This window comes from Kibdelosporangium aridum (genome assembly GCF_900176515.1).
GTDB lineage: Bacteria > Actinomycetota > Actinomycetes > Mycobacteriales > Pseudonocardiaceae > Kibdelosporangium > Kibdelosporangium aridum.
Genome location: NZ_FWXV01000012.1, coordinates 365,537 through 383,438, shown reverse-complemented (window position 1 = coordinate 383,438; position 17,902 = coordinate 365,537). Strand labels below are relative to the sequence as shown.

General features: G+C 65.8%; 26 protein-coding genes and 1 pseudogene. 20 read left to right on the top strand and 7 right to left on the bottom strand.

Annotated elements, in window-relative coordinates:
• Genes B9C43_RS46745 through B9C43_RS46730 form a run of 4 tightly spaced genes read left to right on the top strand, consistent with a single transcriptional unit; the run spans window position 1 to window position 3,683 of the window.
• Window positions 1-933, top strand: coding sequence for an ATP-grasp domain-containing protein (locus B9C43_RS46745; RefSeq protein ID WP_084433760.1), 933 nt, complete (start codon window positions 1-3; stop codon window positions 931-933).
• A 3-nt stretch (window positions 934-936) separates the two neighbouring features.
• A complete protein-coding gene (locus B9C43_RS46740; RefSeq protein ID WP_084433759.1) occupies window positions 937-2,175 on the top strand; it encodes an MFS transporter in 1,239 nt (412 codons plus the stop codon).
• Window positions 2,172-2,891, top strand: coding sequence for a class I SAM-dependent methyltransferase (locus tag B9C43_RS46735; protein ID WP_160097210.1), 720 nt, complete (start codon window positions 2,172-2,174; stop codon window positions 2,889-2,891). Before B9C43_RS46740 ends, B9C43_RS46735 begins: the two co-directional genes overlap by 4 nt.
• 3 nt (window positions 2,892-2,894) lie before the next feature.
• Complete coding sequence (locus B9C43_RS46730) at window positions 2,895-3,683, top strand: ABC transporter ATP-binding protein (protein WP_084433758.1); 789 nt, start codon at window positions 2,895-2,897, stop codon at window positions 3,681-3,683.
• On the opposite strand, the gene B9C43_RS46725 is transcribed toward B9C43_RS46730, so the two are convergent.
• Entirely contained in the window at window positions 3,655-4,407 is a 753-nt protein-coding gene (locus B9C43_RS46725) for a TauD/TfdA family dioxygenase (RefSeq protein ID WP_084433757.1), read from the bottom strand. The two genes, B9C43_RS46730 and B9C43_RS46725, sit on opposite strands and share 29 nt — an antisense overlap.
• A complete protein-coding gene (locus B9C43_RS46720) occupies window positions 4,404-5,597 on the bottom strand; it encodes an MFS transporter (protein WP_084433859.1) in 1,194 nt (397 codons plus the stop codon). The genes B9C43_RS46725 and B9C43_RS46720 overlap by 4 nt, the downstream gene beginning before the upstream one ends.
• Before the next feature lie 186 nt (window positions 5,598-5,783).
• On the opposite strand from B9C43_RS46720, the gene B9C43_RS46715 reads away from it, so the two are divergent.
• The 4 genes from B9C43_RS46715 to B9C43_RS46700 all read left to right on the top strand — a co-directional run bounded on the left by B9C43_RS46715 (window position 5,784) and on the right by B9C43_RS46700 (window position 9,514).
• Window positions 5,784-6,791 (top strand): ABC transporter substrate-binding protein, encoded by a 1,008-nt coding sequence (locus B9C43_RS46715; RefSeq protein ID WP_084433756.1) that lies wholly within the window; start codon window positions 5,784-5,786, stop codon window positions 6,789-6,791.
• Window positions 6,792-6,900: 109 nt separating this feature from the next.
• Window positions 6,901-7,893 carry a FecCD family ABC transporter permease gene (locus B9C43_RS46710; RefSeq protein ID WP_235039245.1) on the top strand — a complete coding sequence of 331 codons (993 nt, stop codon included), beginning with the start codon at window positions 6,901-6,903 and terminating at the stop codon, window positions 7,891-7,893.
• Window positions 7,890-8,672, top strand: a complete 783-nt coding sequence (locus tag B9C43_RS46705) for an ABC transporter ATP-binding protein (protein ID WP_084433754.1) — start codon at window positions 7,890-7,892, stop codon at window positions 8,670-8,672. The genes B9C43_RS46710 and B9C43_RS46705 overlap by 4 nt, the downstream gene beginning before the upstream one ends.
• Window positions 8,673-8,878: 206 nt before the next feature.
• The gene (locus B9C43_RS46700; RefSeq protein WP_268811624.1) at window positions 8,879-9,514 is read left to right on the top strand and encodes a DJ-1/PfpI family protein; all 636 of its coding nucleotides are present in this window, start codon (window positions 8,879-8,881) and stop codon (window positions 9,512-9,514) included.
• Between the two features lie 88 nt (window positions 9,515-9,602).
• On the opposite strand, the gene B9C43_RS46695 is transcribed toward B9C43_RS46700, so the two are convergent.
• Window positions 9,603-9,857 (bottom strand): nSTAND1 domain-containing NTPase, encoded by a 255-nt coding sequence (locus tag B9C43_RS46695; RefSeq protein WP_143447077.1) that lies wholly within the window; start codon window positions 9,855-9,857, stop codon window positions 9,603-9,605.
• A gap of 211 nt (window positions 9,858-10,068) precedes the next feature.
• Here B9C43_RS46695 and B9C43_RS60290 point away from each other — a divergent pair, with 211 nt between their 5' ends.
• Together B9C43_RS60290 and B9C43_RS46685 are read left to right on the top strand one after the other, a co-directional pair.
• Complete coding sequence (locus tag B9C43_RS60290; protein WP_407657168.1) at window positions 10,069-10,542, top strand: ATP-binding protein; 474 nt, start codon at window positions 10,069-10,071, stop codon at window positions 10,540-10,542.
• An 85-nt stretch (window positions 10,543-10,627) separates the two neighbouring features.
• Window positions 10,628-11,014: an anti-sigma factor antagonist gene (locus B9C43_RS46685; RefSeq protein ID WP_160097208.1), complete on the top strand. Its 387-nt coding sequence runs from the start codon at window positions 10,628-10,630 to the stop codon at window positions 11,012-11,014.
• Between the two features lie 378 nt (window positions 11,015-11,392).
• Here the strand turns inward: B9C43_RS46685 and B9C43_RS57160 are convergent, their stop codons facing one another.
• The 3 genes from B9C43_RS57160 to B9C43_RS46675 all read right to left on the bottom strand — a co-directional run bounded on the left by B9C43_RS57160 (window position 11,393) and on the right by B9C43_RS46675 (window position 12,563).
• Window positions 11,393-11,563 (bottom strand): hypothetical protein, encoded by a 171-nt coding sequence (locus tag B9C43_RS57160; protein WP_160097206.1) that lies wholly within the window; start codon window positions 11,561-11,563, stop codon window positions 11,393-11,395.
• 128 nt (window positions 11,564-11,691) lie between these two features.
• Window positions 11,692-12,135 carry an ATP-binding protein gene (locus tag B9C43_RS46680; protein WP_084433749.1) on the bottom strand — a complete coding sequence of 148 codons (444 nt, stop codon included), beginning with the start codon at window positions 12,133-12,135 and terminating at the stop codon, window positions 11,692-11,694.
• A 77-nt stretch (window positions 12,136-12,212) separates the two neighbouring features.
• Entirely contained in the window at window positions 12,213-12,563 is a 351-nt protein-coding gene (locus tag B9C43_RS46675; RefSeq protein WP_160097204.1) for an STAS domain-containing protein, read from the bottom strand.
• Here B9C43_RS46675 and B9C43_RS59790 point away from each other — a divergent pair.
• The 10 genes and pseudogenes from B9C43_RS59790 to B9C43_RS46630 all read left to right on the top strand — a co-directional run bounded on the left by B9C43_RS59790 (window position 12,498) and on the right by B9C43_RS46630 (window position 17,196).
• Window positions 12,498-12,809 carry an ATP-binding protein gene (locus B9C43_RS59790; RefSeq protein WP_084433747.1) on the top strand — a complete coding sequence of 104 codons (312 nt, stop codon included), beginning with the start codon at window positions 12,498-12,500 and terminating at the stop codon, window positions 12,807-12,809. The genes B9C43_RS46675 and B9C43_RS59790 overlap by 66 nt on opposite strands.
• Window positions 12,810-13,108: 299 nt before the next feature.
• A pseudogene (locus tag B9C43_RS46665) lies at window positions 13,109-13,676 on the top strand (RNA polymerase sigma factor).
• Window positions 13,667-14,236: a hypothetical protein gene (locus B9C43_RS46660; RefSeq protein WP_084433745.1), complete on the top strand. Its 570-nt coding sequence runs from the start codon at window positions 13,667-13,669 to the stop codon at window positions 14,234-14,236. Before B9C43_RS46665 ends, B9C43_RS46660 begins: the two are co-directional and overlap by 10 nt.
• Window positions 14,237-14,252: 16 nt before the next feature.
• A complete protein-coding gene (locus B9C43_RS46655) occupies window positions 14,253-14,618 on the top strand; it encodes an Asp23/Gls24 family envelope stress response protein (RefSeq protein ID WP_327224961.1) in 366 nt (121 codons plus the stop codon).
• Window positions 14,615-14,944, top strand: coding sequence for a hypothetical protein (locus B9C43_RS46650; RefSeq protein WP_084433743.1), 330 nt, complete (start codon window positions 14,615-14,617; stop codon window positions 14,942-14,944). Before B9C43_RS46655 ends, B9C43_RS46650 begins: the two co-directional genes overlap by 4 nt.
• 87 nt (window positions 14,945-15,031) lie before the next feature.
• Window positions 15,032-15,514: an Asp23/Gls24 family envelope stress response protein gene (locus B9C43_RS46645; RefSeq protein WP_084433742.1), complete on the top strand. Its 483-nt coding sequence runs from the start codon at window positions 15,032-15,034 to the stop codon at window positions 15,512-15,514.
• 62 nt (window positions 15,515-15,576) lie between these two features.
• Window positions 15,577-15,753, top strand: a complete 177-nt coding sequence (locus B9C43_RS57930; RefSeq protein WP_200826018.1) for a hypothetical protein — start codon at window positions 15,577-15,579, stop codon at window positions 15,751-15,753.
• Window positions 15,754-15,758: 5 nt separating this feature from the next.
• Window positions 15,759-16,097, top strand: a complete 339-nt coding sequence (locus B9C43_RS46640) for an Asp23/Gls24 family envelope stress response protein (protein WP_084433741.1) — start codon at window positions 15,759-15,761, stop codon at window positions 16,095-16,097.
• 29 nt (window positions 16,098-16,126) lie between these two features.
• Window positions 16,127-16,627: a DUF6286 domain-containing protein gene (locus B9C43_RS46635; protein WP_084433740.1), complete on the top strand. Its 501-nt coding sequence runs from the start codon at window positions 16,127-16,129 to the stop codon at window positions 16,625-16,627.
• Complete coding sequence (locus tag B9C43_RS46630) at window positions 16,624-17,196, top strand: hypothetical protein (RefSeq protein ID WP_084433739.1); 573 nt, start codon at window positions 16,624-16,626, stop codon at window positions 17,194-17,196. The genes B9C43_RS46635 and B9C43_RS46630 overlap by 4 nt, the downstream gene beginning before the upstream one ends.
• Window positions 17,197-17,311: 115 nt before the next feature.
• Here B9C43_RS46630 and B9C43_RS46625 read toward each other — a convergent pair whose 3' ends face one another.
• Window positions 17,312-17,815, bottom strand: coding sequence for a DUF4394 domain-containing protein (locus tag B9C43_RS46625; protein WP_200826017.1), 504 nt, complete (start codon window positions 17,813-17,815; stop codon window positions 17,312-17,314).
• Window positions 17,816-17,902 lie beyond the last annotated feature (87 nt).

Genomic DNA, 17,902 nt, shown 5'->3' with positions numbered 1-17,902 from the left:
ATGGCTGACGTTCCGCTGATCGTCCTGCTCGGCAACGATGATGACGACGACGACCACCGCGCCCTGTTCGCCGAAATCCGACGGCACGGCGGTGAGCCCCGCCGTGTGCATCCCGATGAGCTCGTGACCGAGGTGACGGACAAGGCCACCCGGTTTCTGGTCGACGGCCGGGAACTCGCACCCGACCTGATGTTCGGCTGGGTCTACGAGGACTACCTGATCCTCGGCATGAACCAGCTCGAGACCGCCCGCCTGGCCGGGATACCCGTGGTGAACTCGGCAATGACGTTGATGCGCGGGCAGTCCAAGTACCTCAACTCGGCCCTGCTGCACCGCGCCGGCGTGCCGCACCTGCCGGTGCTGTGGGGCCGCGACGAGGAAACGCTGGTGGCCTGGACGCAAGAGCGCGGCTATCCGATGGTGACCAAGCCGCTGATGAGCTCCCGCGGCCGCGGCATGTACCAGCTGACCGACGAAGCGTCGGTGCGCCACTACGTCGGCGGACTCGGTCCCGGGCCCGAGCAGTACTACGTCCAACCGTACGTTCCGGCCAGCAATCGCGACATCCGCGTGCTGTGCGTGAACTACCAGGCGGTGGCCGCGGTGACCCGCATCGCGCCAGAGGGAACGTGGATCTCCAACGCCCCAGGCAACACCCGGCATCGCACCGAACTCACCGACGACATCCGCACGGTCGCCGAGCAGGCCGCGGAGGCGATGGACGCTTTGTTCGCCGGGGTGGACATCGCGCGGGACGAGCGGACCGGCGAACTACGGGTCTACGAAGTCAACACCTGCCCTACATGCACAGCCACGTTCAAGGAGCTGGGTACGGACCCGATTCCGCTGACCGAGCTCGCCAGCTTCCTGGTGGCTGCCGCCCACGACTTTGATCGCGCGCGCCGCGAGTGGCGCCCGTCGATGACGTTCTGAGCGATGCTGGCGATTCTGCGCAATTCCCGGTTCCGGCTGGCCTGGCTGAGCTACACCGCGTCCGGCGCCGCGACCTCGCTCACACCGGTGGCGCTCACGCTGTTCCTGCTCGACACCCATGGTGCGGTCACGGCGCTCGGGCTGGCGCTTGGCTCACGCACGGTCGGTTTCGTGCTGGGCGCCGTACTCGGCGGCGTGGTCACCGACGGCTATCCGCGCCGCACTGTGCTCACCGTGGCAAGCGCCGTGCGGGGAACGGCGATACTCGCCTCAGTCGCCGCGTTCTCGGTGTCATTGTTGGCGGTCTGTGCCGCCATCCTGGTCGCCGGGATCGGTGAGGGGGTCTTCCGCGGCGCCTACCAGGCATTGGTCGGCGAGGTCGTGGCCGAGCCGGACCGGCAGCGCGCCAACGCGTTGTCCACATTGAGCAATCGGCTGCTGCTGGTCGGCGGGCCGACCGCTGCGGCTCTGCTTTACGCGCTGGTGGGTGGCTCTGCCACGTTGCTGGGCACCGGTCTGCTGTGGCTGGGTTCCGCCGCCCTGGCGCTGCGGCTTCCGCGTGGTGAGCCGCCCCCGTCCAATGATGCCCGGCGCCGTCCGTTCGCCGACTACGCGGAGGTGCTCCGCGAGGTGGCCCGGCATCGCTGGTTCGTTGCTGGTCTTGGGTCCCTGGTGGTGTGGTTGGCGCTCGGGTTCGCCGTGCAGCAGTTGACTTTGCCGCTGGTGAGCCGCAACGAGCTGGGCGGCGACACGTTCCTGGGTGTGGCGCTGGGCTGCTACTCGGCTGGTGCGGTGGCCGCCGCGCTGCTGATGGCGCGCTGGACCCCGCGCCGCCCTGGTCTGGTCGCCTTCGTCGGGTTGAGCTTCTACGGTTTGGTGCCGCTGGCGCTCACCGTGCCGTCGCTGTCACCTCAAGTGGGCGCGGTGCTGGTACTGCTCGCGTACTTCCTCGGTGGGGTGGGCATCGAGGCGTTCAACATCCCGTGGTTCAGCGCCATCCAACGGGAAGTCCCTCCGGAGCGGATGGGTCGGTTGTTCTCGTTCGACTTCATGGTCTCTCACGGCGTGGCACCGCTCGGTCTGATCCTGTTGCCCTACGCGCTGACCACCGTCGGACAGACCCCGGTATTGCTAGCGTGCGGAGTGTTGACGCTCGCCGCAGCGCTCGGCGCTTTGGCCGTGCCGGGCGCGCACCAGCTTGCCGATCCCCGGTCGGCGCGACAAGCGGAGGTCGATCGGTGACCCTGTCCTCGTGTGCCCATGACCCGGACCCGGCGGCGGTGGTCGCCGTCGCCCGCACCTGGAATGCGCGGGCCGCACGCTACGACCAGTACTACCGGTCCTATGCGGAGGCGGGACGGGACGCGTGGCGGAGGTTGTATCGCGACGCGATCAATGCGCTGCTCGGCCCTGAGCCGCGGCGTGTGCTCGATGTGGGGACCGGCACCGGGTTCGCCGCGGTGCTGCTCGCCGAGCTGGGCCACGACGTCACCGGGATGGACGCCTCGAAGCAAATGCTCGAGCGGGCCCACGAGGAAGCCACGCGGCGCAGCGTCACCGTCGAGTGGTGCCACGGTGACGGACACGACGTGCCCATCGCCAGTTACGACTTGGTGACCTGCCGATATGTGCTGTGGACCTTGCCCGCGCCGGGAGCAGCGCTGTCGTCGTGGGCGCGAGCACTCCGGCCCGGCGGTGCGGTGCTCGTCGCCGACGGCCGTTGGCACACCGCTCGCCAACTGCTTCGGTCGCCGCGGCTGATCCCCGGAGCCGTACGGGACTACCTGGCTATGGGCCGGACTTTGCCGTACTGGAAAGGGATCACCGCCACTCAGATGACAACGTTGCTGAGTACAGCCGGTTTCGGCACGCCGCGACCGTTCGGACACCTATTGCCCGGCCAGGTGCGCCGGGACAGCCGCGACTTCTTCGTCGTCGGCGCGCAACGAGAAGGATGAGACGTGATCAGCGCAGCGGACGTGACGTTCGCCTACAACGGAACCCCCGTGCTCGCCGGAGTCGGACTGAATGCCGACTCCGGCCGCGTCGTCGGGCTCATCGGCCCGAACGGCAGCGGAAAGACCACACTGCTGCGCATCCTGTACTCCGCGCTCACCCCCCGCGGCGGCACTGTGCTGATCGACGACCAGCCGGTCACCTCGCTTGCCAGTCGCGAACTGCCTCGGCGGATCGCCGTCGTGGCCCAGGAAACCCCGCCTGAACTACCGGTCACCGTTGCCGACATGGTGCTGCTTGGACGCGCACCACACCGTTCGGCTCTGCAGGCCTACACCGCCGAGGACTACCGGCTCGCGGCCGCGGCGCTGCACCGAGTCGGGATGCGTGAACTGGCGGACCGCGACTTCACCACGCTGTCCGGAGGCGAGAAGCAACGCACGCTAATCGCCCGCGCGATCGCCCAGCAGGCCGACCACCTGCTGCTCGATGAACCGACCAATCACCTGGACATCCACTACCAGCACGAAGTCCTGCACCTCGTGCGGGCCCTGGGCATCACTACTGTCGTGGTCCTGCACGACCTCAACCTGGCCGCCCGCTACTGCGACCACTTGGTCCTGCTCGACCGTGGCAGCGTGGCCAAGGCCGGGCCCACAGCCGACGTGCTCACGCGCGAGGTGCTCGAACCCGTGTACCGAGTGTCGGTTCGTGTCCTGGACGACGAGGACTGCATGCAGTTGGTGTTCCGGCCGCAGGTCTTCCTCAGCGAGCCGCAGCCGTCAGCAGGGTGAGAATACGCACCATGCGATCACCGGTGTGCGCGTCGCGTCCGTGCCAGCAGCGGTAGTTGTCGAGCGCGAGGATGTCGCCTTCGGCCATCGTGAACCGGATGAGCTCTCGTTCGAGCTGACGCACAGTGTGCTCGAAATGCTTGAGCCGCAAGTGGATCCGCTCGGTGTCCGGATCACGGTGGAGGGGGACAGCGCCCTCGGTGCGGCGCAGGATGCGACGGCCGGTGCGGGTGTACTCGACGTGCCGGGCGACGCGCGGCGTGGCAGGTAGGCCGCGCAACCCGGCCCATGCACCGTAGAGGTCGACGTCTGTTCCGGTGAGGAAGTCAACGAGATCGGGATCGGCGCAGGTGTCGACGAAGCGGTAGGCGTCGGCCAGGAAGGAGTCGCCGCCGGACCGTGGCGGATCCACGCACTGGATGAGCACCGCGTCCTCGTCGGGATCACGCCGCCGGGTGGCAACACCGCCGATGTCCACGACCTGGTCGAAGCTGTCGGCGTGCAAGTGAACCGCGTTGCCGTCATGGGACTTTCGTTCCCGTATCGGGAAGATCTGCCGGATGTGCTGTCCGTACAGATGTGCGGCGGCGATCACGAGTGCGTCCGGTGCGGTCGGCAGGCCAGTGAGGATCACCGCCCCGTTCTCGGCGAGCGCTCGCCTGGCCTTGTCGGAGTCGGTCGCGTCGACACGGGTTGGCAGGACGCTGATTTCGTTGCTGTTCATGGTTTTGACCGGGTCCGGGAGAAGTTCCTGGTGCTGGGAACGAGCGCGGCGGCCGCGGGGGCGAGGAAGCACACCGCAGCGCAGGCGCCGAGCACGGCCGTGACGCCGAACGCGTCGATGGCGGGAGCGATGAGGGCGAGCCCGACGGGCGCGAGGCCGTACGAGAACAGGAAGTCCAAAGAGGACACTCGGGCTAGCTTGCTCGGCTCGACTTCGCGCTGCGTGGCGGTGAACCACGGCACGTTGAACAGTTCGATACCCAGGCCTGCCACGGCATAGGCGGCGACCACGACGGCTGGGTGCACGGGCAGCAACAAGCTGAGAGGTGCGAAGCCATAACAGGCGAGTGCGGCGAGCGCGGTCCAGCCCTGGGCACGGGGGCGCCAGCGGGCGATCAGCAGCGCGCCGACCAGAGCGCCCACGGTGTACGCGGTCAGCGACGCGGCGAGGACAACCTCGGTGTCGTACTTGTCCCGGCTGAGCAGGGGCAGCGCGACACCGGTCGCGGAGTAGCCGGTGGCGATCACCGCGGTGAGTGCGCCCAGTCCGGCGAGGAACCAGGGATGGCGTTTGGCTTCCTGCAGGCCTTCGGTGAACTGGCGGACGAAGGGGACTTTCGGTCCGGTGGCGGCGGGTGTGTACCGGCCCTTGGGTGGGATCAGCGCGGCGCACAGCCAGGTCAGGCCGATGCCGATCAGCAGCGCGTCGGTGTTGAGCACGGTCGCCAGGAGTGCGGTCAGCGCGGGTGCGGTCAGTGTGATGACTCGTACGGCCAGCGACATCGCGGCATTGGCCTGCTGGCGCCGTTCGCCGTCGACCACCTCGGCGACAAGCGCTTGGAACGCGGGTCGGCACGCTCCTTGACCCGCACCGGCCAAGGCGGCGGCGACAGCCATCAGTGGTAGCGACGACACCGCGAGACCGAGCGCGATGACCGGCGCGGCTGCTGCGGCCGCCAGTCCGGACCACAACACGACACTGCGACGGGAGTGCCGGTCGGCCAGCACACCGGCGACCGGCACCGCGAGCAGGAATCCGGCGGTACGTGTGGCCAGGACAACACCCAGGCCCACCGCGCTCAGTTCGCGTTCCAATACCGCCAGGCCGAGCACGAACGGCAACGCCCATGTCGCCAGGCCGGACGCCGTGGTGCCGATCCACAGCCGCACGAAACTCGGTTCGCGAAGGATCGACCGAGAGTCCCTGACTTCGGTCGTTTCCGGCGGTGCAGTCACCCATGCCCCCTGTATCCGCAGCTCTTGCGTCAGTTTCGCAAATGCCAGTTCAATGCGATAGGACCGATCTCGCTAGTGAAACTGATTATCACTACACTCTTGCTGGTCGCTCGATCGGGTGTCCCTGACTGGAGGTTGTCGATGGCGCCACGCTTACTGGCCGGTCTGACCGGAGTGGTGGTGAGTCTTCTCGGGATCACCGGCTGCGCGCAGCCGACTGCGCCGTCCAGTGACCCGGGAGCGGCGGCCGTCACGGTGACCAGTTGCGGTCAGCAGCTGTCGTTTCCCGCCGCGCCGCAGCGTGTAGTCACTTTGGACCAGTCCTCCACGGAGACGATGCTTGCGCTCGGGCTCGCCGACCGCCTGGCGGGCACGGCGAATCTGAAGACCAAGGTCGCGCCCGAATACCAGGCCGACTACGCGAAAGTGCAGGTGCTGAGCCCCAAGCTGCTCACCGGGGAACAGTTGCGCGCCGCGACCCCGGACTTCGTCGTCGCCTCGTTCAAGGCCCAGTACGTCGCCGACCGAGTCGGCACCCGCGAGGAGCTGGCCAAACTGGGGCTGCCGACGTTCGTCAGCGCGGTGGAGTGCCCGGAGAACAACGCACCCGGCACGACGCCGTTCGACCTGTTGTTCTCCGACTACAAGGCCTTTGGTCAGATCTTCCGGGTCGAGGACCGGGTCACCGCGCTGATCGACAAGCAGCGGGCAGCCGTCACAGCCGCGGCTGAGACAGGCAAGAAGGTGTCCGGCAAACCGACCGTGCTCTGGCTGTATTCGACGTTCAACGGCGTGCCATATGTGGCTGGCGGTACCGGTCTGCCTACCGAGATGAGCCGCTTGGTCGGCGGGAACAACGCGTTCGACGACGTGGCCGAGGACTGGCCGGAGGTGTCATGGGAGCGGATCGCCGAACGCAACCCGGACGTCATCGTGGTCGGCGACCTGTCCGAGCGCGGCGCCCCCGGTGACAGCGCCGCGGAAAAGATCACGATGATGCAGGCACATCCGGTGATGTCACAGCTCAAAGCCGTGCGCGAGAACAAGATCATCAAGGTCCCCGGCATCGAGATGGACCCGTCGGTGCGCTCGGTCAACACCCTCGACCTGGTCGCCAAGGGCATGCGCGAGCTCGGCTATGCCAAATAGCACGACAAAAGACCGCCTGCCCGCCGTACTCCATCCCGCCACACAGGCCGCTCCAACGCCGCCGTCCGCGCGACCGGAGACACGGCGCGGTTCGGTGGTGCCGCTACCGTTGCTATTCGTATTCGGTGTGGTGGCGTTGTTCCTGTCGCTTGCCGCTGCGATGGTGATCGGCAGCGGTGACATCGGTTTCGACGAGCTGGCCCGGGTTTTCGGCGGTCACATTGGACTGGACGTCGAGCCGCTGCCGCGACTGCTCGACTCCTTGGTATGGGAGTTGCGCATCCCGCGTGTGCTGATGGCAGCTGTGGTGGGTGCGGCGCTGGCGATCAGTGGCGCTGTGCTGCAGTCGGTGACCCGCAACGCACTCGCCGAGCCGTACCTGCTTGGCGTTTCGCACGGCGCATCCACCGGAGCAGTGATCGTTGTGGTGCTGGCCGTTGGCGGGGGAGCGATCAGCGTGTCCGCGGGCGCGTTGGTAGGTGCGCTCGGGTCATTCGGTCTGCTGCTGGCGTTGCTTGGCCGACGAGGACTCGGTTCGGTTCGGGTGGTGCTCACCGGCATCGTGATCGGCCTGCTGTTCCACGCGATCACATACCTGATCCTGATGGCTTCCAGCGATGCCGACACCACCCGGGCGATCATGCACTGGCTGCTCGGCTCGATGGCACCGTCCCGATGGGACTCCTTCATCGTGACCGCTGTCGTCAGCGCACTGGCTTTGGTGGTTTTGTGGCTGTACTCGACCGCGCTGGACGGGTTCGCCTTCGGTACGGACACTGCCGCCTCACTGGGGATCAACGTGCGAAGGACCAGGCTCATACTCCTTGTGGTGACCGCGGTGCTGACGTCCGTGGTGGTGGCGTCCGTGGGTGCGATCGCGTTCGTTGGCCTGATCGTGCCGCACGGCATACGGTTCATCGCCGGCCCGCTGCACCGGACGCTCTTGCCGTTGAGCGCGCTCGCGGGTGCGATCTTTCTCGTGTGGACAGACGCGCTGTCCCGGGTCGCGTTCGCCCCACGGGACGTTCCGGTCGGAGTGTTCACCGCTTTGGTTGGCGTGCCGTTGTTCCTGCTCGTGCTGCGTCGCCGAGGTGAGTTGTGAAGATCGCTGCCGAGAACCTGAGCTGGGGTGCGAACGGCCGGACGATCATCCGCGGCATCACCGTCGAGATCGGCTCCGGCCAGACCGTGGGGCTGATCGGGCCCAACGGTTCCGGGAAATCCTCGCTGCTGCGGTGTCTCGCCGGGTTACGCGCCCCGACGGCCGGCGCGGTCTGTTACAACGGCGAGGACATCACCGGCTGGCACACCCGTCGCATCGCCCAGCACCTCGCGTTTGTCGAGCAGGCCAGTGAAAGTGACAGCGATCTCCGGGTCGTCGACGTCGTCTCACTGGGCCGGACCCCGTTTCGCGACCGGTGGCGTGGTCTCAGCCCGGCCGACCACACCATCATCGACGCCGCACTCGATCACCTCGACCTGGCAAGCCTGCGCGACCGGCATTGGAACACCCTCTCGGGCGGAGAACGGCAACGAGCCCACATCGCCCGGGCGTTCGCGCAGCGACCGTGGGCCATCCTGCTCGACGAACCGACCAACCATCTCGACATCCGCCACCAGTTCGAGCTCATGGAACTGCTTGCGAGTACCGACCAGACCGTGCTGGTCGCCCTGCATGACCTCGCGTTGGCCGCCCGTTACTGTGATCGGCTCGTCCTGCTCAGCAAAGGAGAACTCGTCGCCGACGGCCCACCAGCCGAAGTGCTGACCCGGGATCGGCTGCGGGAGGTGTACGAGATCGACGCCACGATCGGCCGGGATGACCTCGGCAACCTCGCCATCACCTACCACGGCACACCGAATCTCCAAGAAGCGAGGTGACCGGGATTTTCCCGGAGATCTTGGCAGCATGGGAACTTTCCGCGTAGGTCGGTCGACTATCTGTGCGGCTTGGCTTCGTACTGGGAGGGTTGCCAATGGAAAGCAGTCGTCGAACAGTGTTACGCGCTGCTGCTGCCGGAGCAGTCGGCGCAGGTGTCGCTGGGTTCGGGGCACCTGCGTCGGCACACAGCGCGTCTGGGCCGCGGATCGGGATCCTGTTGTACGACAGGTTCAGTCTGCTTGATCCGACTGGGCCAGCAGAGATTCTTTCGCGATTGCCGGGCGCGTCGGTGACGATGATCGCCGAGCGAACCGGCCCGGTGCGGACCGACACCGGGGATGTCGCGCTGTTGGCGGAGCGAGCGATGGTGGACGTGCGTGATCTGGATGTGCTGATTGTGCCTGGTGGCAGTGAGAAGGCTGTGCTGGCGGTGTTCGAGCAGCCTGCCGTTCTGGACTGGATCCGCCGGATGCATCGGCGTACACAGTGGACGACCTCGGTCTGCACGGGGTCGATGATTCTGGGCAAGGCCGGGTTGTTGGTGGGCAAGCGGGCCACGACGTACTGGTCTGGCAAAGATTACCTGGAGACTCTCGGTGCCACCTATGTCGCCGAGCGGTACGTCCGGGACGGGAAAATCATCACATCCGCCGGGGTGTCTGCCGGGCAGGACATGGCGTTGTACTTGGCGTCGTTGATGGCCGGTGAGCAGACGGCGAAGGCGTTGCAACTGGCGGTGGAGTACGACCCTCAGCCTCCGTTCGACACGGGGAGTCCGAGCAAGGCGGGGCCGGAGTTGCAGAAGCTGGCGTTGAAGTTGCTGGCGGACTCGCAGGTGTAGTCACATCGCGGTGCGGCGGGGCGTTCCGATTCATGCATGGTCGTGATGAGGTCGTTGCGGATGTTGGCGACGCGGCATCAGGGCGTCCCTATTGGACAGTCGCGGGTCTCCGCTGCTTCCGCGTAGGACAGGCCTCGGCTGGGTCGGTGCACAGCGTGAAGGTCTCCTCGAACTGGTCCACCACGACCACCGCGGGACCACCTGCCGGCAGCACAGCGGCGAGTTCACGCATCGGGCGTGCGGTAGGGCTGAACACCACCTGGGGCCACTCCGCCAACCCGGTCACTGGTAGCGCCCCAGCCGACAATGCGGGCAGCAACCCCGCACGATGCTGTCCGCCCACGGCGCCTAGTCAACCGTCCTCGCTGGTCCTCGTCGTGGACGTTCGTATCCGTACGTCTATCGGCGATGCGCGTGCGGTGGCCGGATTGATCTCGGTTAGTGACGCGGTCGAACGGGCGTCGCGCGTTTGTCGTGCGCCAGCATGGGTATCCACCTCTCAGGCCGCGCGTGCCTGTTTTCAGCGTCGGCTGTGGACGGCAAGAAAGTGGGGGATGGCTATGTCAACCCAGCCGTGGAGTGCGGCGCGCGGCGACCCGACCCAGACCGATGTGCGCTGTGATCTGGACGCGGTAACCAGCAGGGATGTCCGGCGCCGGGTCCGCGACCTGCTCACCGGTCACGCGGGGGTCGTGGTTGATGACGCAGTGCTGGTGGTCGACGAGTTGGTCAGCAATGCGCTGTGCCATGCCGTGGCGCCTCGCGTGTGTCGACTGAGCCTGGCCGACCAGGGGCGATGCCTGCGGATCGAGGTGGACGACGGTTCGCCGGAGCAGCCGAGGATGCGGACCCCGGACCGGCACGGCGGACGTGGTCTGGTCCTGGTCGACCGGCTGGCCTCGTCGTGGGGAGTCCGCCACCACGGTCATCACAAGACCGTGTGGGCCGAATTGGTTTTGATCCGCCCGGGAAGCAGCGGCCATGCCCCGCATCTGGCGCCAGCCCGGCACTGGCCCACCCTCCGCTGACGGCTGGGCACCTTCGCCGCGCCGGGAAGAAATGGCGCGGCCGGTGACGTCACGAGCGGTCGGTGGGCGGGTAGCGTACCTACATGTGAGCCAGCCACCTGAGATCGATCCACCAGCAGACTGGCTGGACATTGCTCACCGGGTTGTAGACGGCACCCTGGTGGTCGTGGTCTCCGGCGAGGTCGACTTGCATACCGCACCGAGTTTGCGCGCGGCGGTGACCGCCGGCATTGACCAAACGAGCGCCAGCCCGTGCATCCTCGACCTCACCAAGGTCACATTCCTGGACTCGGCAGGGCTGACTGCCCTGCTGGATGCGACCTGTCACGCGGAGGCACGACACGAACCGTTGCGCATCATCGTGGACGGCAACCGCCCGGTGATCAGGCCCATCGAAATCACCGGCCTCGACGACACGCTGCGCTTGTACCACTCCATCGACGAGGCGCTCAACTCCGGCAAGCGACCCTAAACGCAGGTCGTAGTCCCGCTGTGCTGTCGCGCCATATGCCCGCTTGCCGTCCGGTTGGGCAGTTCTGAGTAGCTGCATACGGGTGCGTAGTAGTCGTTGCGGAAGCTCGAACGTGACGCGTCAACATGTATGTGCAGACAGTGTCCAGCGCAGGACCACGGTGGTTCCATTGCCGTTGTGATGCAAGCCGAGGCCTTGATCTACTGGGCCGCGATCAACACCATCCCGCAGGATCGCCCGCGGAGGGCCCGCCACCCGGCAGCAAAGAAGCACCTTCACCACCGCAAGTTGCGCCGCGCTCGTCACGTTTGAAGCGACTGATGGTGCGCCCAGCCGAGGAGTCCTGGTGGCGGCGAACGATGTTGCTGACACACGGCTTCACGAGCGAAAGCGCTGGTCGAGCCCGTCCAGGTCAGTGTGGAACCGACGTAACTCCTGGGCGTGCTCGCGCAGCCGTTGCGAGTGCCGATCAATGCGTTCGAACAACTCGGCGAGGTCACCTGTCGGCACGATCTCCTCGCGGCGATCGTCGCCCGTTGAATGGCTCATTGGAGCGACCTCCACCCTGCGTGCTCAAGGTTAGCTCTGCTATTACCCGTCGCGCCGTAAGCGCAAACCTTCACGACGTCTGCTCCTCCCACGGTTGTGGTCGTTCTCGCCGTGAGGCTGTTCGGTGGTCAACGTGGACGCGCTCCCGAACGGGAAGAGGCGAGCTTGTCCATGATGGACAGGCCTCGGCCGCGAAACCCCGGGTCGACGGTGGGTGGCCGCCATACGCCGCGATCTCCCAGGATGATGTTGGCCTTAGTGTGGTGGGAAGAGCATGCGGCGAACAGTGTGACGGTACCCGCGACACCACGGTAGGCGTGCTCGATCGCGTTGCTCATGGCCTCGTCGGTCGCCAGCACCATGTCTTGGGCAAGTAACTTTGACACGCCGATTCGTGAAGCCCAGCCGGTGATCGACCTACGGACGACGCCAGCCTGGTCGGGGGTGGCGGGAAGTTCGGTATAGATGTACGGCTGATTGAGATCCGAATTGGTGACCATCTCGGCGGCAAAGGCTGGCAGCGTGTCCGCCCATGCGGTCAGCGGGGGCAGCGAGCTATCGTCATCGAGCATCAGCGCTTCGTCACCCGCTTCCGGCGGTTGCCATCAACCCCCACAGGAAACATATCCCCGGACGTTTCGTTTGTACTTCATGACAGGCGTGCTTTCTCCGCTGTCGGATACAACGCCAGTATCTGGTTCAATCCGGTGATTGCCATAACCCGTTGTACAGCTGAGGACCCTTCCACAACTCTCAGCACGCGGCCCGTTTCGTCAGCCTCGTTGTGAGCAAGTATCAAGATCCGCAGACCGATGGAGCCGAGAAACGTGACTTTGGCCAGATCCAGTATCACCAGCGGTGACGGGCCGTCGAGTCCAGCGCGGACTGCCGCATCGAACAACTCTTGTGTCTCAATGTCGATTTCGCCAACGACATGTACGACCGTCGTTTGTTCATCGAGATCGACGTCCCACGCCAGCTCTGGCCTCGCGCCCGTCACAATCGTCTGCCTCCGTGTCCGTCAACTGGTGACTCTACGCAACGGTACCTCGCGCAAGATGTTGTGATGGTCGCCGAGGAGGCGGTCAGCAATGCCGTGGAACACGCCTATCCGGACAGGCCGGGGACGTTGACGATGTTCGCCGCCTGCAGTCTCGCGGTGAATGCTGTGCGGATCATCGTGTCCGATCGCGGCCGATGGCGATGGACGCTGTCGCCGATCCTTTCGTGGTGCTGCTCCGAATAAGTCGATGTGACGTCGGAGCTCGCGACTGGCCAAGTAGGGCACTGCTCCGCGCGACGAGGCCTATTTTGACAAGGCTTCTTGGTCGTGGCGGCCGGTTCCGCGGATGCCGCCGTGCGCTGGAAGGACTCCTGGCGCGACACGAGTGTCACGCACGATCGGGGGTTGATCCGGGTGATGGTGCTCACCGCTGCCCATCATGGGAATGCGTGACGTTTCGGCCTGGACTGTGTCCGACCGGTAGGACGGAGTAATTCCATGGAGGAGAACGAGCGTATGGCCGAGCCAGTTCGGGGCCGCCCATGAAGCCGTTGGCACAGGTCGAAGCCGATTTGCTGGACGATGCCCACGCTGGTGGCGCGTTCTCGGGACGGGGATGTGCGTTGCTACGAGGTGCTCGTGCGCCGGTATCAGGCGCCGTTGTATCGGCTTGCGCTACGCATGTTGGCCAGCGCGAGCGATGCTGAGGACACGGTGCAGGAAGTGTTCGTCACTGTGTGGCGGCGGTTGGCGCAGTTGCACGACGATGCGGCGTTTGTGGGATGGCTGTACCGGACCACCACGAACCGCTGCTTGAACGTCATCCGCGCACGCCGGCCACGGGCGGATGTCGAACTGGACGAGCAAGAATCGGCAAATTCACGGACCCGCCCGGAGCGTGCTGCGGAGGTCAGCGAACAGATGACGGCGTTGAGCCACGCGCTTGACGGTCTCACTGCGGAGCAACGGGCCTGTTGGCTGCTGCGAGAGGTACACGGCCGGTCGTATGACGAAATCGCCGAGGCGATCGGCACGACGACACAAGCAGTGCGTGGCCGGATTGCACGAGCCCGTGCGCAATTGGCGGAGGTGATGGCGCCATGGCGATGAACGACGCGGCAGCGCGCTACGCGTTGCCCTGCGGGCGCGACGTCGAGGATGTGTGGCAGCGGTTGGGCATCGTAGATGCCGGGCACGCCGACTCGCACGACCTGAATTGTCCACACTGCACAGCCGTACGGCAGAGCCTGCGTAAGCTTCGCGCGGCGGTCGACGAACTGGTCCACGACACTGCGGAGCCATCCGTGGATTTCGTGGGACGCATCATGTCCGCTGTGCGCGCTGAAGTTCGTCGACGGGACATGGTTCCGTTGCCCACAACGCCACCACACCAGGCACGGATCAGTGAACAGGCAATCGCTTCAGTACTGCGCTTCGCGGCCGACACCGTCACAGGAGTACGCGCGCGTGGATGCCGTGTCCAAGTGGCGGAATCGATCGACGACGTACCCGCGATCAGCGTGGAATTGAGCATCGCGATCAGCTACCGCAGCCTGGATCCCGACGGGTACGAGCTCGTGCGGGAACGCGTGGCGGGTGCGGTATCGGCCCGAATCGGGGTACGACTGGCCAAATTGGACATAGTTGTGGCTGACATCTTTGACGCGTGAACAGAGGGGAACGTGCGTGTTCGAGAGCGTTGTTTCCGCCCCGGTGGTCGCTGCGGTCGCAGTGGACGCCGCCAATAGCGTACCGGGAGTGCGGGTTCAGCCTGGATTCACCGACCTGGTCGGTTCAGTCGCCCGGATAGCTCGCCAGCGGGTCAAGGGCTTGGACCCGGCGCCGACCGAGGGCGTCCGGGTCCGGTTCGTCGACGACGCCGGCACAACCATCGAAGTGGATGTCGCCACGTCCGGCCAGGACCAAGCGGCCGTCACCGCACGCCTGGTACAACAGGCCGTCGCATCCGCGGTGTCCGATGCCACGGGACTCGACGTCACCTCCGTGCTGGTGTCCATCCTGGACATTGACGTGCCGCGGTTGGCGACGTGAACCCGGCGACCGAACTGGCTCGGGCAGTGCTGACTGCATTGGAAACCATCGACGGCCTGCGCCCATCGACACCGTCCACGGTGCCTGCGGCGTCATGGGTCCCGTGGGATTGGGACACCATGGCAGTCGATATCCAGGACGAGCTGCTGAGTGTCAGGGTAGTGGCGACGCGGCTGCCACTGCCCGCGTTGCTACGCCAGGCACATGAAGCGATCAGCTCAGCGCTGGCGGGCACCGAGTGGGCGGATACGCCACTGCGCCTTGTGGTCACCGATGTAGATCGGGCTGCTTTCAAACGCGACAGTCATCACACCAACGAGCCGTGACGATCCGACAACCGACGTGTCTTTCCATCGTGACAGGCGGGGCAGACAGCCTCCAAGACCACTGTGGACGCAACAGGAGACGAGACCATGAGCGACGCAACCACCGAGAAGACTCCTGCTGCCCAGAAGACACAGGGTGCGGCGCCTGGCAACGCACTGGCGAAGCGCGCGGGCGGGCTGATCACCGAGGAGGGCACCACCACCATTGCCGACATCGTGGTGCAGAAGATCGCTGGCTTGGCGGCAAAGGAGATCAACGGTGTGCATGCTCTCGGCGGAGGCACCGCACGCGTGCTCGGTGCGATCCGCGACCGCATCCCTGGCGCTTCGGCGAGTGTGGGACAAGGCGTGTCGGTCGAGGTGGGGGAGAAGCAGGCCGCGGTCGACCTCGAAATCGTGGTCGAGTACGGCGTACCGATCAGTGACCTCGCCAAGTCCATCCGCCGCAACGTCATTACCGGAATCGAGCAGATCACCGGGCTGGAAGTCGTCGAGGTCAACATCAACGTCAACGACATCCACCTGCCCGGCGAGGACGACGGCGAAGCAGAAAGCAGCCGCGTGCAGTGACCGAGGCTTGCCGCTGCCCCTATGTCGGGGCAGCGGTTTCACCTTCCGGCAAGGAGAGAATCATGAGCGCCACGACACTGGGCCTATTGACGGGCCTCGCTCTCGGCTTGGCAGCCGCGTTCGGCGGGTTCACCGCGTTCCTGCTGGTCGCCGTGTTCGGCACACTCGGGCTGATCGCCGGACGGGTCGCCGACGGCAAATTGGACCTCACCCAACTGCTCGGGCGAGACCGGGACTGAGCACGATGACGATCGCCTTTGCCGAACCGGCCGCCAACGTTGTCGTAGAACGCGGCCGTACCACCATCGCCGACAGAGTTGTCGACCGCGTCACGCTACACGCGGCGGTCGAGGACCCCGACGTGCTGTCCGCCAAGGCCAGCGCCCGCGTGACTGGCGTTGTCACGGCCCTGGACATCAGCGTCACTCTTCGGTACCCCGTGCCGGTTGCTGCGACTACGGCACGTGTGCGGTCCCATGTCATCGCCAGGGTTGAGGAACTGACCGGTCTGTCCGTGTCACGAGTGGACATTTCGGTTGCAGCGCTGGAATCCGACACCAAGCCACGCCGGAGGGTGCTGTGATTCGTAGACCCCGCCGCAGCATTCCTGCCGTGCTCACCGCGCTCGTCATGTTGGGTGCGTGCGTTGTTGCCGCGGTGTCCGCAGTGCAGTGGGCCGTTGGTGAACCAGCTCTGGTCAGCTTCGCAGCCCTTGCGGAAAGCGCGCACGACCTGCAATGGCGCGACGTTGCACCGGCGGTTGCGGGTGCTGTCGCTGCACTGATCGGGGTTCTGCTTGTCTTCGCCGCGCTCATACCCGGCAAGCCGTTGACAATCGCGCTCAGCGCAGATGACTTCGGCGAGCATGCGGTCGTATCGCGCACTAGTGTGCGCAGCGCCTTGAAGAGCGCGGCTAAGGTCGACGGCGTCAGCAACGCCGCCATCACACTGCGGCGCAAACGAATTCACGCTGTCGTGCGGACCAACCGGACCTCCATCGACGGCGTGGCCGACGCGGTGCGATCCGCGCTGCAGCAGTGCCTAACCCAGATTGGCCTAGCCACACAACTCGGGGTCACCGTAAAGGTGAAAGCGGCAAGGAGGACGAAATGAGCAGCCTCAACCGGCCGGCCCGGCTCAACCGGTGGGTACTGGCACTCTGCGGGATCGTGCTGCTCATCGCCGGAGGTCTGGCGCTCTCGGCTCACTTCGGTCTGCTGCCGTGGTTGCCAGCCACTTCACCGCTGGTCGCTGGGACAGCGTTGCCGCCCACTTGGGTTCTGATCCTCACGGCCGCGACAGCTGTGCTGCTGGGCCTGCTTTGCCTTCGCTGGCTCGCTGCGCAACTGATCCGGCGACCGAAAACCACTACATGGCGTCTGGATACTGAACCGGAGCATGGCCGCACCACGTTGTCTGCAGATGTGGCTGTAGCGCCGCTCGTCAGCGACATCACCGCCTATCACGGAGTGCACGCGGTCAGCGCAGTCCTAGCCGGCCAGCAAGACAATCCGACCCTCGTACTCACCATCCGCGCGAACCACGGCACGGACCTCAATGCTGTTCGGCGGCAGATCAACCAGCACGGTATTCCCCGGCTCCGCCAGGCGCTAGATCTGCCCTCGCTTCCGGTGTGGACGGAGTTCCGCTATACCTCCAAAACCGCACCCCGTGCGCTGTAAGACGTCCTGCGCTAGGCGCCTAACCACGTGCGCGCCTGACAACCAGGCAAGAACGGGCGGCACCAGAGCATGTGTGGTGCCGCTCGCTCGCGTCCGAGGGATCAGTTGGCGAACGTCAAGCCGACCGCGTCAGTGAGCAGCGGAGATACCACTCGGGCACGGCCGGTCGCGAGGTCGATGCTGACCAGCAGGAGACTCCGTGTGCCTGCACAACGGCCACGGCTCGGTAGTCTCGTGGGTTGTACGCACCTGTGCCCGCTGTGTCCGTGATGTCGAAGCCGTTGACAGAGCTAATATTCAGCCCCAGACGGCCGATTGTGCTCAGCTGCCCGGCGTCGGTGACGACCCTGATCCGATCGACGGTCGGGTTGAAGTCGAAACCAATGGCCTTGCCCTGCAGGGCGATAGGTGCACCGACAGCGGTGGCAACAGCGGTTTTGGCGTCGATCCGATACAACTGGCCAAACCGGGACAACGAATACAGCCCGCCGGTAGCCGGACGGAGGTCCACAGCGATCAGGCGATCGCCCTTGGCCACGCCGGTGACACGCTTGCTGGACGTGGGAAGTAGCCGCAGAGCGGCATCGTGACGGCTGAGCACTCCGTCCCGGCTCAACACAAGCAGATCGTTGCTGCCGTGGTACCGCTCAACATGGCCGCCAGAACACCCGCTCCGGCAATCACCACACGTATGGATCTGCGCACA

What these genes read in the sequence shown, in the direction of transcription:
- B9C43_RS46745 (WP_084433760.1), top strand. Translation starts at nt 1, where the DNA reads ATGGCTGACGTTCCGCTGATCGTCCTGCTCGGCAACGATGATGACGAC.
- B9C43_RS46740 (WP_084433759.1), top strand. Translation starts at nt 937, where the DNA reads ATGCTGGCGATTCTGCGCAATTCCCGGTTCCGGCTGGCCTGGCTGAGC.
- B9C43_RS46725 (WP_084433757.1), bottom strand. Translation starts at nt 4,407, where the DNA reads ATGAACAGCAACGAAATCAGCGTCCTGCCAACCCGTGTCGACGCGACC.
- B9C43_RS46715 (WP_084433756.1), top strand. Translation starts at nt 5,784, where the DNA reads ATGGCGCCACGCTTACTGGCCGGTCTGACCGGAGTGGTGGTGAGTCTT.
- B9C43_RS60290 (WP_407657168.1), top strand. Translation starts at nt 10,069, where the DNA reads ATGGCTATGTCAACCCAGCCGTGGAGTGCGGCGCGCGGCGACCCGACC.
- B9C43_RS57160 (WP_160097206.1), bottom strand. Translation starts at nt 11,563, where the DNA reads ATGAGCCATTCAACGGGCGACGATCGCCGCGAGGAGATCGTGCCGACA.
- B9C43_RS46680 (WP_084433749.1), bottom strand. Translation starts at nt 12,135, where the DNA reads ATGCTCGATGACGATAGCTCGCTGCCCCCGCTGACCGCATGGGCGGAC.
- B9C43_RS59790 (WP_084433747.1), top strand. Translation starts at nt 12,498, where the DNA reads ATGTACGACCGTCGTTTGTTCATCGAGATCGACGTCCCACGCCAGCTC.
- B9C43_RS46660 (WP_084433745.1), top strand. Translation starts at nt 13,667, where the DNA reads ATGGCGATGAACGACGCGGCAGCGCGCTACGCGTTGCCCTGCGGGCGC.
- B9C43_RS46645 (WP_084433742.1), top strand. Translation starts at nt 15,032, where the DNA reads ATGAGCGACGCAACCACCGAGAAGACTCCTGCTGCCCAGAAGACACAG.
- B9C43_RS57930 (WP_200826018.1), top strand. Translation starts at nt 15,577, where the DNA reads ATGAGCGCCACGACACTGGGCCTATTGACGGGCCTCGCTCTCGGCTTG.
- B9C43_RS46640 (WP_084433741.1), top strand. Translation starts at nt 15,759, where the DNA reads ATGACGATCGCCTTTGCCGAACCGGCCGCCAACGTTGTCGTAGAACGC.
- B9C43_RS46630 (WP_084433739.1), top strand. Translation starts at nt 16,624, where the DNA reads ATGAGCAGCCTCAACCGGCCGGCCCGGCTCAACCGGTGGGTACTGGCA.